Annotated in this window: 11 protein-coding genes; 1 reads left to right on the forward strand and 10 read right to left on the reverse strand. The window is 47.1% G+C overall.

The genetic code is table 11. The features are described from left to right. Positions 1-477: 477 nt before the first annotated feature. Positions 478-2,622 (forward strand): lipoxygenase family protein, encoded by a 2,145-nt coding sequence (locus JGK22_RS01855; protein ID WP_293211723.1) that lies wholly within the window; start codon positions 478-480, stop codon positions 2,620-2,622. Between the two features lie 365 nt (positions 2,623-2,987). On the opposite strand, the gene JGK22_RS01860 is transcribed toward JGK22_RS01855, so the two are convergent. The 10 genes from JGK22_RS01860 to JGK22_RS01905 all read right to left on the reverse strand — a co-directional run bounded on the left by JGK22_RS01860 (position 2,988) and on the right by JGK22_RS01905 (position 15,612). Then, positions 2,988-3,785: a DUF5829 family protein gene (locus JGK22_RS01860; protein ID WP_293190728.1), complete on the reverse strand. Its 798-nt coding sequence runs from the start codon at positions 3,783-3,785 to the stop codon at positions 2,988-2,990. Positions 3,786-4,110: 325 nt separating this feature from the next. Continuing rightward, entirely contained in the window at positions 4,111-8,160 is a 4,050-nt protein-coding gene (locus tag JGK22_RS01865; RefSeq protein ID WP_293312222.1) for a PatA/PatG family cyanobactin maturation protease, read from the reverse strand. Between the two features lie 72 nt (positions 8,161-8,232). Then, positions 8,233-8,688, reverse strand: a complete 456-nt coding sequence (locus tag JGK22_RS01870; protein ID WP_293204289.1) for a DUF5829 family protein — start codon at positions 8,686-8,688, stop codon at positions 8,233-8,235. Between the two features lie 56 nt (positions 8,689-8,744). Next, positions 8,745-9,689 carry a LynF/TruF/PatF family peptide O-prenyltransferase gene (locus JGK22_RS01875; RefSeq protein ID WP_293204291.1) on the reverse strand — a complete coding sequence of 315 codons (945 nt, stop codon included), beginning with the start codon at positions 9,687-9,689 and terminating at the stop codon, positions 8,745-8,747. Between the two features lie 377 nt (positions 9,690-10,066). Then, positions 10,067-10,360, reverse strand: a complete 294-nt coding sequence (locus JGK22_RS01880) for a DUF5837 family cyanobactin class RiPP (RefSeq protein WP_293204293.1) — start codon at positions 10,358-10,360, stop codon at positions 10,067-10,069. A 135-nt stretch (positions 10,361-10,495) separates the two neighbouring features. Then, complete coding sequence (locus JGK22_RS01885) at positions 10,496-12,826, reverse strand: TOMM precursor leader peptide-binding protein (RefSeq protein ID WP_293204295.1); 2,331 nt, start codon at positions 12,824-12,826, stop codon at positions 10,496-10,498. 103 nt (positions 12,827-12,929) lie between these two features. Next, a complete protein-coding gene (locus tag JGK22_RS01890) occupies positions 12,930-14,693 on the reverse strand; it encodes a PatA/PatG family cyanobactin maturation protease (RefSeq protein WP_293204297.1) in 1,764 nt (587 codons plus the stop codon). 126 nt (positions 14,694-14,819) lie between these two features. After that, entirely contained in the window at positions 14,820-14,942 is a 123-nt protein-coding gene (locus JGK22_RS01895; protein WP_293204299.1) for a hypothetical protein, read from the reverse strand. A gap of 40 nt (positions 14,943-14,982) precedes the next feature. Continuing rightward, the gene (locus JGK22_RS33195) at positions 14,983-15,279 is read right to left on the reverse strand and encodes a cyanobactin biosynthesis PatC/TenC/TruC family protein (protein ID WP_363319079.1); all 297 of its coding nucleotides are present in this window, start codon (positions 15,277-15,279) and stop codon (positions 14,983-14,985) included. 81 nt (positions 15,280-15,360) lie between these two features. Then, positions 15,361-15,612: a cyanobactin biosynthesis system PatB/AcyB/McaB family protein gene (locus JGK22_RS01905; RefSeq protein ID WP_293204301.1), complete on the reverse strand. Its 252-nt coding sequence runs from the start codon at positions 15,610-15,612 to the stop codon at positions 15,361-15,363. Positions 15,613-15,616: the final 4 nt, after the last annotated feature.

The raw sequence follows: 15,616 nt of genomic DNA on the forward strand, positions 1-15,616 counted from the left end.
TTGCTCTCTGGCGCAAGCCGTCTTGCAACCAAGCATCAATCCACAACGCTCGCGATCGACTTTCTTTCACCTGCGAGCTTCCTGATGGTGGTCTGTGAGGAGAATTCTGATGTCGCTCAGCAGGTATGCTATATTAGCTGAGTTCGTTAAACAGTGGATTTTTGGGTTGGGCTTTCAACTTTAATCCCGAGCCGACAACTTGCCAGTTCTTGATTGGTAGCAGTCGCAAGCAGCTAAAAATCTGTAGCAATCCTTGCAGGAGTCGTAAATTTTTTCCGCCACCCCAACCCTCTCCTTAACAAAAGGAGGGAGTAAGAAATTCACAAATGATTTAGGATTGCTATATCAACTGATGCAACTAATACAAAATTAAGAGTCAAACTGTTACCAACCAATACTGAAGAATCTAATCTCGATTAACCCAATCTAGTAACTTCTCGATTCACCCAATCTAGTAATATTTTTTTGGAGCAAAATATGTCTTTTTCCAGGCAAGAAATCATTCAAACGCTGTACCGTTTCGTCACTTTTTTAGCAACGGTTCCTTTGGCTCGCAGGTTGATTGTATCTGGTAAATACGAATATGACTATACAGTTTTAGCTCCTCTAGCTATGACTGAGGTGCCACTTAGTCCGATCGCCAACCTGCCTAGACTGCCTAAAGCCGATGAACTTCCCAGCCTGAAATGGGTGAGTTTAGTGTTGAGTACGCTGAGTATTTTGAGCGAGGCTGAAAAGTCGGCTAATCTTCTCAAAAGCTCGCTGTCAAACGAGCGTGAAATTGATTCGTTAGAGTCTATCGAGCGTGAAATAAGGGCAGCCCAGGGACAAGCAGAATTAACTAATGCTGTTTTAAAACTAGAATCAGTCTTGGAGCGAAAAGTATCCCCCAAGGTTAAAAGTAGCATTCCCTTGACAGGGGATTTTAGTGAAGTTGAAAATGTATTCGATCGAATAGATCGAGAAATACAAGCTGAACTCAGCGGAAACTTAGAAGTGAAATCTGCACGAAATCTCAAAAGCGAGCAACTCGATGAAGTTGACCGAGTTGATGAAATTGAGGAAGTCGCTCAATTCGAGGAAGTTGAGGAAGTTGAGGAAGTTGACAAAGAATTATACAAGCACCTTCAAGGAATTGCTAGATGTTTGGGAGAAGAATTGATTAACCAGGAAGCTGATTCTACGGAAATACTTGTACGCGGTACTGTCAATCCGACTCTCGAAGATTACGAAAACTTACTCAACCCGTTAACAATCAGACCCGCAACTGTAGGAAATTTCCAACAAGATGCAGTTTTTGCTTATATGCAAGTAGCAGGGCCAAACCCTGTAATGCTCAATCAAATCCAAGAACTAGACGAGCGCCTGTTAATTACCAGCGAACAGTACGGAGAGATTCTGCATGAAGATAATCTAGAAGCAGCACTGCAATCCGGGCGACTTTATCTAGCAGATTATTCCAAGCTCGATAGTTTAGTCAATAGCGATATTGGTGGGTTGCCAAAGTATATGTATGCTCCAATCGCATTATTTGCAGTACCGCCCGAACAGTGTCAAGATCGAAATTTACGGCCAATAGCAATTCGCTGCCAACAAGTTCCGGGGGATAACAATCCTGTATTTACGCCCCTAGATGGCGACAACTGGATGACAGCTAAAACCGTCGTGCAAATGGCAGATAGCAATTACCACGAGCTGATATCTCACCTAGCTCAGACTCACTTATTTATTGAGCCTTTTGTTCTGGCAACTAATCGCTGCTTTACCGATAAAAGTCATCCTGTAATGGTTTTGTTGAAACCTCACTTGCAAGGTACTATCTTGATTAATTACGGCGCACATAAGAATTTATTAGCACCAGAAGGGCCTATAGACTTCTTATTGAGTGCCACTATAGGCAGTAACGGCCAACTCGCTATTAAAGAAGCGATGAGCCACTTAGCTAACTTTAATGAAGTTGCCTTCCCCCGAACTTTAGAAAAACGGGGTGTCAATAATTCCCAGCAATTACCGATTTATCCTTATCGAGATGACGGACAACTAATTTGGGATGCGATCCATCAGTGGGTGGGCGAATACCTGCGCCTGCACTATTCTAGCGATAAGTCCGTAGTGGCAGATCGACAACTGCAAAATTGGGCTGGTGAATTGTTTGCCAAAGGACACTGCTATATTGGCGAAAATGCTGACGGTCGGATTGCAAGCTTAGATTATTTAGTAGAGGCCATCTCTACGGTTATCTTTGCAGCTAGCGCCCAACACGCTGCTGTTAACTTTCCGCAAAGTGGCTTGATGACCTACGCACCAGCATTTCCTTTGGGTTGCTATTCTCCAGCACCTACCAACTCCGCACAGCAGCAAAATTTCATGGGTTCGCTACCGCCACTAGAGCGAGCATTACTCCAAATAGAAGTGCTTTATTTGTTGGGTTCAGTTTACTATACGAACCTCCTCGATTACCCCGGTTCATCTTTTGTCGAGCCGCAGTTGAAAAGAGCTTTCGAGAAATTCAAGGTAAACCTGAATGACATCGAAGCAAAAATTCTCGAAGCAGATGCCCAAAGGCTGGTGTCTTATCGATTTTTGCAGCCTTCAAAAATCCCTCTCAGCATCAATATTTGAGTAATACAGGACTTACGCACGGGAGGCACAAAACCAGGGTTCTGCGTCAATATTCATCTAAAAAGCGACGATTTTTGTCAGAACCCGGAGTTTTTGCGTAAGTCCTATAGCGATCCTAAATCATTTGCATAATTCTTGTAGGGGCAATCCCCCCGTGGTTGCCCAAATCGCCCGGAGGGCGGGCACGGGGGCACCGCCCCTACATATCTGCATGAATGATTTAGGATTGCTATATAATATAAAGCTTGAGGGCTGACATTATTGGACATGACGCAACTGATAAATAGGGTAGCAAGCGGTTGCCAAATTTATCAGTTGCACTACCAAACAAAGGGATACCGCTATTTTTAAACTTATTGCTTCAGTCATCCAAACTGCCAAATTGCCAACTCTCCACCCACATTTAACTGTGCATTATCACCGAAAGTGAACTTTCTTTGCTGATGAACTTGATCCTTCATCGTGCAAACAACCTTGCGAATTCGATAACTTGGAGCAACTTTCTGAGATACTTGTAAAGTAAAACCATGAGAACGATAGGTAGTAATATCTCCTGAGCAAGATGAGTGATAGCCAAAGACTCGAAGTAGTAATGCTAGTTCCTCGTGTTCCGCTAAAGTCAATTCAAGATGAACTTCTGAAATGTCTTCAAATAAAGAAGTTTCGGAGGTAGCAAGGTTTTTTAGATAAGCAGCACGGTCAAAGCAACCAGCACTGGTAAGCTTGATGTTTTTATAGTCTAAATAATCCTGATGAAATTCCATCAACCACGCACTGAAGGCTTCTCTCTCTGATTTGAGCGCCCAATAATGAAACCAGGGTACTTTTCCATCTTCGGTTTGACGAATTTGCAAATCAGAAAACGTTTCTTGGGCGACTAAGGATTTTAGTTTTTCATCTACAATATCAATCTGTCCTGCTTGTTTACTATTGAAACCAATACCCGAAAAACCTTCCCTAAACCCTTCAGCACCCCCTGGTGCAAAAAGCTCAAGATAGCTATGTTTCCCTCTGAGATAAGTACCCGCCCAACTCTCTGTATCAGTTTCTACGGTATCTCTGGATATTGTGCAGAATTCTTGGCTAATGAACTCTGATTTGGCTATTGACTCTAGTGTTTCTGTGTCGAGAGTAATATATAAATGGTTAAATTCTATTCCCATGTTTTTACTTCTTGAGCCTTAGCAATACAAATTGTGGAACAGACAAGATGCCTGTTCATAAAAACTCTTTAACTTAAGTCGCGCAAAGGTATTAGGATTATTCCTAAAATTACGAGTACCTTGAACTGAGATCTTGCACCATTCTCGCTTAACAGGCTTTCCGGCCTGTTCCACAAAGAGTGAGTTTTCTTGTGGGGTGGGCGTCCCGCCCGCCCATGAAAGGCTAATTGAAAATGGTGCAAGATCTCAGTTCAAGGAAATTCTGGAATGGCCTAGAAGCTCATGTCATACCGACTCTTGTGACGTGAGTCCGTCACCAGTGCGTTCAACTCACTTTACCAGGGATTGACCAGCTCCTCACCTCACCCAAAGTGACTGGCATCGGCTGCACCACATCAAGGGTAAAGCGGAAAACCTTGCGCGATCGACTACTGCTTTCCGGGTCGAAGAACTCTAGCTTGACATCCCAACAGTCACTGTTGAGGCGACAGAAAGGGCTTTTTTCCACTGTAATGGTGTCCAGTTGACGACGCTGGGCGATCGCCCGAGCAAAGGTCACAGCGGCTTGGAATATGTTAGTGGCAGCGAAGTTGAGCGCTCGATCGCGCGAAGTCTGCCCCAAATTCCGGAGATCGTTGTAGACTCGGTTGAGGAAGGAGGTCAGAGCTTGTCGGACGATCGGTTCTTGGGCTTCGTCTAATTGACGAGAGATTCGCACCATCGCCGCGTTCACCAGAGCATTCACTTTCCAGCCGTACATCCCCCGCACGTCATGTACCTTCACCACAGGCACAAACTCACCGGAGAAGAGTTCCACCGTGCTGTTGGTACGTCGGGCGGGGACGCTAATCCGCTCCACAAATTCATCGCTGGTTTCTGGCTCCAGTTGCCCCGCCAGCATCAGCAGGAACATCTCGTAGATATCCGCTGAAAATGCTCCCGTTGGCTCTAGGACATAGATTGTGTCTCCATCGAGGCTCAATGTCCAGATCAAGGAGCGGGCTTCGTTAGGATTGCGATCGAGGTACTCGATCATCTGGCGAGTATCGTAGGGATCTGCGGTCACTATGATGCCGTTTACTTCGGAGGGAGCCATCAGTTGTTTGAAAGTGTCGCGGCGGGTTTCATCCCCGAAGTCGTAGCCGATCGTCCCTAGGGCGTAAACGTTACCAGAATAGGCGGTGCTAGCTTCCACTGTGGCAGGGTCAGCAGCAGTGACGGATGCTTCCGTAGGTGTAGCAAGAGTGGCGGGCTGCACGGCTGGGCTGCTATCCGTAGCCATAGCACCGATGATGCTTGCTGGGGCAACCGTAGCACTAGGCATGGCATAGCCAGCACGTTCGGTGCGGGTCACTTGGTCGCCCGCGAAGGAAATGGTGACGGAGGGTTGCCCAAACAGCACCCTCATTGCGCCTGGGATATTGACAAAGCCGCGCAAACAGCGTTCCGGTTCGGCGACAACCTGTGGGTCACAGGGAATCGCCGTGTTGAGCAGTGCTGTTCGGACGGCTTCGGCATCGACGGGTTTGCCCTCTTGCAGTTGCAAACTCATCAGCAGTGCAGAAATACCCGTTATCACGGGAGCTGCCATGCTGGTTCCTGTTAGGCGCACGGGTTTTTCGGTGCAGGGTTGTGCCCCCAAAATATCTTCACCCGGAGCGAGGATACCTTCTTCTGTGTTGTTGCCACCCCAGTTGCTAAAGTGGCAGGGTGTCCCATCTATATTTGCGGCTCCCACTGGCAAGGTTCCTGACACAACGGCAGGCAAACACCAGCATTCATTTGAATTGTTCCCTACCGGAGCGACGATTAAGATATTGTTGTCTTGACACTTTTTAATCGCTTGGACAAGGATCTCTTCTCCTTCACTGGTTTGAGTGGGGCGACAAAAAGCACAGTGGATAATATTTGCACCCAACTCTAAGGCTAACTCGAAGGCACGGGCTAAGTTGAGGGGAGATAGCATATCGTCATAGGTAACCAAAGCATCTTGGGGCATATTGATGACCCGGCAGTTGGGAGCCACGCCGAAAACAGGGCTGTGCTCTTGACCCATGATTGTACTGGTGACATGGCAAGCATGGTCGTTGATTTCAATGCGCGTCTTGACATTTTCTGGTAAGGCAGCGTCGATCGCATCTTCTTTCTCTTTACCCTTGAGCCCCTTGTCCCGGATTGCTTGGAAGGCGGCGTAATCTTCTGGGTTGATTGGATCTGCTGGTTCGTGCCAGTAGGGAAAAACCTTGGAGACTTTGGCTCCTGCAAAGCAAGACAATGTGTAGTCTGGATTGCCATCTATAATTACGATCCTGATCCGGGGGTCGCCGAGAGTTTGGTTGTGGAGTTCAGCTAGTCCGGGGATGCGATCGTCGAGTTCGTGGGGATGGAGTGCGATGGGGATGGGCGTTGCCGAACTCTCAACTTCACTGACTGAAACCCCTGCTGATTCGCTTTCTTCTTCAGCGACACTGGATGAATCTGGAGTCTCGGCGTAGGCGTAGCCCGTCGTAGACATTGCATTTGAAGGAGCCATGTCCTCAACTTGCACCGAGGTATTCTCAGGACTTTCCCCTACATCAGTCTGTGGATTTTCTGCCACTAACCCAACTGACTCAGCTTCACTAAAATTCTGACTTTTCACGGGATCTGGAAAACCTCTCTCCAAACCTCTCTCCTGCAAGGAGAGAGGCTTTGAATTCTCCTCCTTCCCTGAATAAAAGGCTTCGTCCTCTGCCATCCCTCCTTGTAGCGAAGGTTGGGGGGTTAGGTCTAGCGTTGATTTTTCTACATCATGTGAAAAGTCAGCACCAAACTCACTTTCAGCCTCAACTCCATCCCACTCAGTATCAGTTGCTGAGATGATTGCCTCAGTCAGCTTTTCTGAGCCATCCACCTCCATCGACTCCAACCCACTTGCTTTGACATCTTCGTTAGGCAACGATCCGAGCATAAACTCTCCGACAACCGATTCTTCGAGATAGTCTAAACCCGTTATCCCAGCAAAAGCATCGCTATCCCCAGCCCCAGCCGCCGTAGGAGCTAAACCCATATTAGTTGCTACGAGGTAAAAATTTTGTTGCAAGATCCCAACATGCTTCAGCACTAACGCATAAGCTATAGAGCGATATTTACGAAATAACCGACCAAACCGTGCCGTAATCACTAAGATAACTTGTGGAGCCGAAGTAAGAGTATGCCATAGCCCATAACCTGATGTAGTCAAGATATCAGTATCTGATTCAAATTCAAAAATCATCTCCAGGTGGTGATTCAGTGGATCGTAGTGATACACCCCTTGACTTAATCCTTGACACAGCCTTACTATCACATAGATTTCCAATTCATACATTCCCCCACCACTTGGATAAGGGCGACGAGTCAACTCGCCATAATCTACACCTGCTTCTTCAAATTTTGGCTGTTCTTTCAGCCAAAATTTGCCAAAACTCTCCTGTGGAGAAAGAATTTTCTTAACACGAGCAGTGCGATAAAGAAGTTCCCCCACTTGCTCGATCGAGATCGGATTATTGTCGTCATCTTCTCCTCTTATCGATCTTCGCCTTTCAATCGCTTCCGTGAGGGTGGCATCATTAGATATCAATGCCCCCAAGTTCGGACGTGGTAGTGGTACAATCTGGTCACTCATGGGAGGCTTCACGACTGGGAAATCTGACCACTGCTCTATATCATGGTCTATGGAGAGATAGTCATGGCGACCGAAGCGGCTACGGCTGTGGAACAGTAGGTTATGAAACTCCCAAAGCCGGAGTGAGGGGGGTTCAGGGTCAGCCGTCAGAAACCCCGCAGCCCACAGCAGGTTGAGGAACTGGTAGGCGGTTTCTGCTCCCAAGTACGGCGGTGGCGTCAGTGATCCTAAAGTTTGGGGCTGGGCGAGTTGAGCTAAGATCGCACTGGCTCCCCAGTCGAGGAGCTTGACCCGAAACTTGGAGAGGGGGGACTCCAGCACCATCGTGCCTTCGTAGGCATGCTGATAGGCAAAGCGGGAGAGGCTGAGACGGGTTTGTGTCCAGTAGGGTTCAGTGAGATTCAACTCGGCGGAATCCACCATCGGAATCACCACTGCCAGGGGCAATACAGCATAACTCAACCAACCTCGTTCATCCAATTGTTGTAGCATCTGCCCAAACTGTTCCCCGGCAGCCTGACCCTCGATTTCGGCTAACCCTTGCACGAGTGATTCAGGGGTGGTTTTGCCTGCCTTGAGGCTATCAAGAGCCATACCCATTCCGGGCGTTGTGGCAAGGGTTAGCCAAGCATTCGGCTCAGATTCTGCTCCGTGCAGGGTATAACCGTCTTCAGTGCTGGTGACTTGGACAGCAGGGTTAAGGGAAATAGCAAAAGGGCAATTGTTCATATTGATTGATAATGATAATGGTCAAAAATAATTAGATAGGTAGTAACTTGAAAAAAGTTATAATAAACCTTATCAATTGTAGAATGGGTTATTATACTTTAAATAATCCTGATCAAATTCCATCAACCATGAAGCAAAAGCTTCTCTCTCTACTGGATTGATGGACAAATAATGAAACCAGGGAACTTTTCCATCTTCGGTTTGACGAACTTGCAAATCAGAAAGTATTTCTTTAGCTCCTAATAAGGATTTTAGCTTTTCCTTGACAATATCCATCTCTCCTGCTTGTTGACTATTGAAACCAATACCGGAAAAGCCTTCCCTTAACCCTTCACCACCGCCTGGAGGAAAAAGCTCTAGATAGAAATGTTTTCCCCTGTGATAAATTCCCGTCCAGCTTTCTGTATCAGTTTTTACAGTATCTCTGGAGATTGTGCATAATTCTTGGCTAATAAACTCTGATTGGTCGATTGAATCTAGGGTTTCTGGGTCGATAGTAACATATAAATGGTTAAATTCTATTCCCATATTCTTAGGCAGTAAGCATAACTAAAGTAGAGACGGGGAGAGGGGGAGAAGACTAACTAATCTTTGCGTTTTTTAATATGCAACAAAGGTTGACATTCATCCCGTTGATTATAAAAAATACTAAAGTTTTCTAACCTGTCTTTTTCCAATTCCCGCTCTGTGACAGATACTCCAGCATAAGTCATACAATCTTGACCCTGACAAAAGCTGTAGATTCTATCCCCTAAAGTGTTAAACAAGAAATTCTTGGGTATCTCTTTAATATCCTCATAATTAAACATGAGAATTGGCTCTACATTTTTAGAAAAAACAACTACTAAGAAAGTAGATTCTTGAAATAAATAATTGATTTTTGGTGAAAAAATTCTCTGTATATAGTGCTTCAAATATTTGCCTTTATCTGAATTAGTTACTTCATATTGTTCTCCCGGAGAAGTAGCCCATAACTCAATATCACTGTAGCCATTTAAGAAAAGATTAAACCCTATTACAATAGTGCTTTTGAGTAAAACCTGTATTAGTTCAGGTGAATAGCTACCCCCATCAAGTTCGAGTGCTGTTTTGACTAATTCTTCAGGATCTTCTTCTGGGGCAAGATGCAGATATACTTTTATACAAGAATCATCATTTCTAGGTCTTAGGTCAATTCCTACCGTGTTGTCATGTATTTTATGGGAGCCAAGGTGTAATGTGGCAAACTGCTCCAGCAAATTACGATTGAGTCGAACACCTACTGTACTTTCAATTTTATCCATAAACTTGACCGCATGGGTCAAAGACATTGGCCAAGTACGTCCTTCATCATTAGAAACCTGAAAATCAATTGCAAATAGTTGAGCTTTTTCCACATTACATTGAGATTCAACACCACAAGTCCCTTCTATGCCAAGGACTGCTTCTTCAAATAGCGAAAGCATAAAGGTTGGCTCCACATCAAAAGCCTCTTGATGGCCTCGCAAAAACTGAAGACGACGGGCTTTGAGATGATTATTTTTCAGCATAGAAGTTAGGGTCATTTCCAGTAGGTTTGTTGTTGGGTTTTAGTCCCTAGAACCGAGCGGGCTTTACCCCAACAACTGATACACCGCTTTGCCGCCAGTCAAAAGTACGATGGCTCAGGCAGAGAGAGCAAGGGGATTTCCTGTACGGGTGCTGTGGCTGCGGAAGTCGTGTCAAATTGGGTACAATGAGAACTTAAAAATCCAATTAAAAGAAAACGAGGTAGATGAGAAAAGCTTACCCAATCTAGGAAAAAGCTTGGAGTGCGACTCAACATCTTTAACCTCGTTTTCTCAAATAAACGAATACACTAAATCCGGTTGAGATAGGTTAATCAGTCAGATAGACCCTATTCTCACAGATTTGGTATAGGCTATCCTTATGCTTCGTCACCGTCGAAGGCGCACGCGCAGACAGTGAAAGACGCTTCTGCACCATCGAAGGCGCAGATAGTGACACAGTGAGAGGCTTCTGCACCATCGAAGGCGCAGATAGTGACACAGTGAGAGGCTTCTGCACCATCGAAGGCGCAGATAGTGACACAGTGAGAGGCTTCTGCACCATTACCACCGAGAGACTCTTCCGAGAGTTCGGCTAAGTGGCTAGGAAGTTGGCCAGCAGTCATACGGATGACGGGTGCGCCTTGTTGGGGGAGAATGTTCTTTTTATCCATGAGTAATTTCCTCAATTGGTTGTTTGGTTTTTTGACCCGTTGAGGTGGGCCAATCCTCTTCTTCCTTGGAAAGAAGCTTATTAGGACGACATCTGGTATGTAGCGAAGCCCGTCGTCCGCAAACTTTAAAAAGACTTAAAACGGTATATTGATAGGGTTCATCTCTGCCTCAGCCGAGGGTACGGTTCGCCACCCCAGCTTCACCGGCACATCGTAGATTCGCCCTGGTCCTAACCGCGACCATAAACCTCGCATTCCCGGTATAATCACCTTGACCACGTTCAAGCCAATGTCCGGTCGCGTCTGGTCTAGCACCAATGTTTCTAGCCCTACCGCTTTTGCAATCCCCACGCAGGTCATCACATCTACATGAATGTCATCGCTCCAGCGCTTTGGGTAATCATTAGCAGTTTTCATCGGCTGCGAGGCATCTGGAGCCAAACAAGGATGAGTCTCTAAAGTTACGCCCAGCATCCAGTCCCTTGACTCGCCGTTGAGCCGATCGTCTGGAATTTTATCCAGTTCCAGCCCAACTTGGCTGACCTCAGTGAGAGCGCGCAGGATGGCAATCGTCGGGTCAAGGTGCGCTCCGAAACCAATAGATATCCGCTCTGAACTGCCTACCGTGCGACGCGATAGCCCCGCAAACGCCGGAATCCCAAAGTCAGCGGTCAAATCAATCACCCAGAGTTCCCGGTTCAGTTCCCGGTAAAACTGCTGCAATTTGGCAAAATATGGCTCATCGAAGCTGCCCAGATCTACTCCCGGACGACTGAGGCGGTTGTACCACCACATTGCTACACTATCCCGCTCCACCAGTTCAAAGAACCCTTGCAAGATGGCTTCTTCCAGGGTGTTGCCTGCTGCGTTACCGTTGGAATCTGCCTTACAGAAGCGAGAATCGTCTGGCATCGGATAGTTGTAGTAACAAAAGGTAGTGGGTAGATATTTCTGCGTCTGCTCGGTCAACGACCACACCGGCGTCCAGTCAATGGCTTGACTGGCATCAAACCGATGGGGAATCCAGCGATAGGCAGCCGATGAACCTTGAGCGTTCAAGGCTTCCCGATTGGCATACTGCTCGTCGCTAAAGTGCAAGCACTGCTCTGGATGAATTGCCAAATCTCCTAGTTCTGCCAGGGTTGCCCGTTTACGGGGTTCGTCGCCCTGAAAGATACCCGAATAGCGTTCTACGGCTTCGCACAAACCACTTGCCCGCGATTGGCTGTCGGTTTTACCTTTACCAGAACTCTTGTGTTTCAGGGTATTGCGTAGACCCCGCAGGGAGGTGGAGCTACCAAAGCTATGCCCCGCCTTGTAGGTATGTACCAACTGGTTAGTCGGGTCAGAAATCCGCACCAGTTCCGTCACTACGCCCGTGATGGGGCTAATCAAGTGCTGGTATTTCTGCACCGTTTGTTCTGGCGTAGTTCCACGGTGACCGCCATCTGAGGTGAAGTGCTTAGGGCGCGACTCCAGCTTCAGTGGCTCAAACCCTCGTTTCTGCAAAATTGTGGAGTCACCACAAGTGGGACATTGCGGTCGCTTGATCGAGATATGACTTTTCAAGTCCAGAATCGTCTGATTGAAGGTGATAATCTTGCCATCCAATGTCGGGAAGCGAGCAGTTCCCGGTGCAGCGGCATTGACGTGGTGCTTGACAATCCACTTGGCAATCTCAGTGGTGGCAAATTGTAACCCCATTTGCAGGGTCGAAGGCAGCGTTGCTCGTGCTGTGGGCAGGCATTCCATCGCACGCCCGTTTTGACCATTACGCTGCTGTTGGGCTTGTTTTTGCACTAACACCGATGCCTCAACTTCGCGGTTCCCCCGCAACCGATGAGCCATACAGCCCCAACACCCCGTCTTTCCAGGAACAAACACCGGCCCTAACCAGAGTACACTCCCCACGGGCTTTACGAGCAACCAAGTTTGTTGACTCTCCAAAGCCTGCTTGTTGATGGTGGCTAGTTCCGGCTGCAAATAGTCATCGGTCAAGACGACATTAAGGACGGCTGAAGGGCTATCCTCATTTGCAGTGTGGACATGAATGCCCATCTCCCGCAGGGCAGTAGCGAGGGCAGCAAGGGTGACTTCACTGATGTTCTCGCCCACCGTTGTTAGCGTCACCGCCTGCTGTAGCCCCTGGACTGCCACGGGGGGTGCAATCCCTAACTCGCTCCAAAATGCCGCCACTTCCGAGGACAGTTCCGGGGCTGCCTCAGTCAGATAACCTTTTTCAGCGAGGCGATCAAGTACATAGTCAATATATTCTGCCGGGACTTCCCCATCAAGTTTTTCGACAATCTGCTCCAGGGTGTGTTGCCCGTTTAAGAGGGGCACAATCTGGCAGTAGAGTTGCCCAGTGAGGGCGTGGTTGCTCTGTTCGCCAAGGAGATACACTTGCTTGGGTTCGATCGCCTCGACATGAAAGTGGGGTTTAATTTGGAGCATGGTTGGTTGCATAGGGCTAAGGCTTGTAACTAATAAGTTAAGCAAGTTTTGACAAAGGCAAAGGAAGCACTCTTTACATTTTGTTGTGGTACTTCCACGAATATTTGGCTGTTCCTTAGTAAGGAGAAGACCAAGACCGGACTTCGCCTAAGGTAACCGGAATCAAATCACTCACGTCAACAGTAAACCGGAAAATCTTTTTAGCACGGCGGCTGTTTTCGGGGTCGAAGAACTTCAACTTCACGTCCCAACAATCGCTATCGATACGGCGGAAGGGACTTTGATCAACGGTAATGCTGTCCAGTTCCATCCCCACCGCCACCGCTTGGCTGAAGGTTTGAGCAGCTTGGAAAGCGTTGGTCACAGAGAAGTTGAGGGCACGATCTTGGGATGTTGTTCCCAAATTGCGTAAATCGTAGTAAATGCGGTTGAGGAAGCCATCTAAGGTCTGGCGAATGCGACCTTCGTCAGCCATTGTGCCTTCCGCTTGAACTGCTGCCATCGCAGCATTCACTAAGTTGTTGACTTTCCAACCGTAGAGACCGCGAGTGCCGATGAGTTCAAGCACTGGAATCACCTGGCCAGAGTAGAGCTTCACTTGTTTGCCCGTTAAAATGCCAGGGAGACTGACGCGCTCAACATATTCAGCATCCCCTTCAGCTTGAATTTGACCAGATAGTAGTTCGTGGAGGGCGCGGTAAGCATCGGCAGCAAAGGGACTGGTGGGGGCGATCGCATAAACTGGAGTCAGTTCAATGTTGAGTGTCCAAATCAGCGATCGCGCTTCAGACATATTCTCTGCTAAGTAATCCACCATTTGACGGGCATCGTAGGGGTTCGCTGGAACCCGGGTTCCCTGAAAGTCAAAGGGAGGCATGAGTTGTTTGAACGAGTCCCGACGGGCTTCTGTCCCAAAGTCATAGCCTAGACTTCCTAAAGCATAGACGACTTGACCGAGGTCAGGTATTTGACTTGGGGCTTCGCTAGCAATGATGGAATCAACAGTAAGGTTCGCAATTACAGACTCTTTCGGTAAGGATTGAATGATGTCTGGCAAATTATAAAGATTATTTTGTCCAGTTTTGACTTGTTTTTGCAGGGAATTTTTAACTTTACTACTTATAGGTTTTACTGCTTTAATATCAGCACAAATCAAAGGAATGTTAGGATATAAATGATTAGCCTGATCCATAAACAGGGCAAATCCAGGCATCTTAACAGCTTGTTTGTCGTCATACTCAAGAATTTGAAAGCCCGCCTGCTCAACAAATTCCATCATTGGCTTGAGAGAAATAATATTGCTACCATACAGTACTCCCGATTTTTCTTTTGCCTTATTGAGTGACTGTTGTTCTAGGGATGACAGAGGGGACTCTTTAACAAAAAGACCGGCGATGTATAGACTTCCTCCAGGACGGAGTACGCGATTGGCTTCTGCAAGAACTTGGGAATACGGATTGGAATACTTGATGCTGTCGTTGAAAAACGCCACATCAAAGACTTCGTCAGGAAAGGGGGGAGCATGAAAATCCCCTACTTGAACCCGTATTCTATCAACCAAGTTAGCCTTGGCAATCCGATTTTGGGCTTCTGCCACTTCCACTTCAGAAATAGCAATCCCCTCAAAACACGTTCTAGGCAATGATTGAGCTATATGAATTGCAGGGATTGCCATCCCACAACCAGCATCAAAAATATAGTCTTCAGGTTGTATTCCTGCGCGAATGGCTAGACCAAGATTGTGCGCTCTAGCTATTTCCTCAGGAAGTTTCACACTTAGGTTAAGGGGATTGTCATTATACAGAGTGCGAAGTATTTCGTTCTTTGATGTCTTGTTCTCTTGAAGAGAAACGCTAGGATTAATAACATTATTGTGCATGGCAAACGAAAAAATATTCTGAATAATAAACTTAACGTGGCAGTGTAGTGCCTCACGCCTGGAGGTAACGGGCGTGAGGCACGACCTTTGTCCGCCTGTGACTTTTGCCCAGCATTCAACCGTGAATTACGGCGGGTTAAAAGCTCCCTGAAAGCCCACTTCAATGTAGTCTTTCTCGCCGTCAAACTGAGCAACTGGCACGGTTGACAGGTCTACAGATGGCGGCGCGTTTTTAGTTGACTTCGGCATAAGGAAACTCTAGTAGAGAAAAGTACAGAAGAGGCAGCAACTATGTCCAAATGCGACCCCGTCGGAAAGGCTTGCTCTGAGGATCAGGCGCTTTGGCATGTTTTTTGACGTATTCGCACCAGTAGGAATAATCTTGCAGCCCAGTCTGGCTAGTGGGGACGTAGGACTTTTTCGGTTTAGGGGTGGAGGAGACTTCCGAGGCTGTTGTTACTGTTTTATTCGTATCCATAGTTTGTTTCCGGTACTTTTTCGGTTTAGGGGTGGAGGAGACTTCCGAGGCTGTTGTTACTGTTTTATTCGTATCCATAGTTTGTTTCCGGTACGTTTTCGCTAACATTTGCTAACAAATACTGTGTATCAACCAATGCCCGTAAAAAACCTTTTGGCTGAGGCCTCGTGATTAGCTGCTAGTGGGTCGTTAATAGAATCGTCCCATGCCCCCAAAGCCACCCCAGCCCTGGCTGGCTGAACTCTGGCTGGCACTAGAGTGCATCACTTGGTTGAAACTGCGGTTGGCATAGGCTGAAGGATCGTTATAGTTAGCGCCGTGGAGCAGATCCATCCGAATATGCACCAAATCATCGGGATTACCATTTTCCACATCTACGCACAGCGCAGGCTGGATGAAATGGGGACGTTTGACGGGGGGAGACAATAAAGGAAGTCGCATGGTT

This window comes from Microcoleus sp. PH2017_08_TRC_O_A (assembly GCF_020738665.1).
In the GTDB taxonomy this organism is placed as follows: domain Bacteria; phylum Cyanobacteriota; class Cyanobacteriia; order Cyanobacteriales; family Microcoleaceae; genus Microcoleus.

What these genes read in the sequence shown, in the direction of transcription:
- JGK22_RS01855 (WP_293211723.1), top strand. Translation starts at nt 478, where the DNA reads ATGTCTTTTTCCAGGCAAGAAATCATTCAAACGCTGTACCGTTTCGTC.
- JGK22_RS01860 (WP_293190728.1), bottom strand. Translation starts at nt 3,785, where the DNA reads ATGGGAATAGAATTTAACCATTTATATATTACTCTCGACACAGAAACA.
- JGK22_RS01865 (WP_293312222.1), bottom strand. Translation starts at nt 8,160, where the DNA reads ATGAACAATTGCCCTTTTGCTATTTCCCTTAACCCTGCTGTCCAAGTC.
- JGK22_RS01870 (WP_293204289.1), bottom strand. Translation starts at nt 8,688, where the DNA reads ATGGGAATAGAATTTAACCATTTATATGTTACTATCGACCCAGAAACC.
- JGK22_RS01875 (WP_293204291.1), bottom strand. Translation starts at nt 9,689, where the DNA reads ATGCTGAAAAATAATCATCTCAAAGCCCGTCGTCTTCAGTTTTTGCGA.
- JGK22_RS01880 (WP_293204293.1), bottom strand. Translation starts at nt 10,360, where the DNA reads ATGGATAAAAAGAACATTCTCCCCCAACAAGGCGCACCCGTCATCCGT.
- JGK22_RS01885 (WP_293204295.1), bottom strand. Translation starts at nt 12,826, where the DNA reads ATGCAACCAACCATGCTCCAAATTAAACCCCACTTTCATGTCGAGGCG.
- JGK22_RS01890 (WP_293204297.1), bottom strand. Translation starts at nt 14,693, where the DNA reads ATGCACAATAATGTTATTAATCCTAGCGTTTCTCTTCAAGAGAACAAG.
- JGK22_RS01895 (WP_293204299.1), bottom strand. Translation starts at nt 14,942, where the DNA reads ATGCCGAAGTCAACTAAAAACGCGCCGCCATCTGTAGACCTGTCAACC.
- JGK22_RS33195 (WP_363319079.1), bottom strand. Translation starts at nt 15,279, where the DNA reads ATGTTAGCGAAAACGTACCGGAAACAAACTATGGATACGAATAAAACA.
- JGK22_RS01905 (WP_293204301.1), bottom strand. Translation starts at nt 15,612, where the DNA reads ATGCGACTTCCTTTATTGTCTCCCCCCGTCAAACGTCCCCATTTCATC.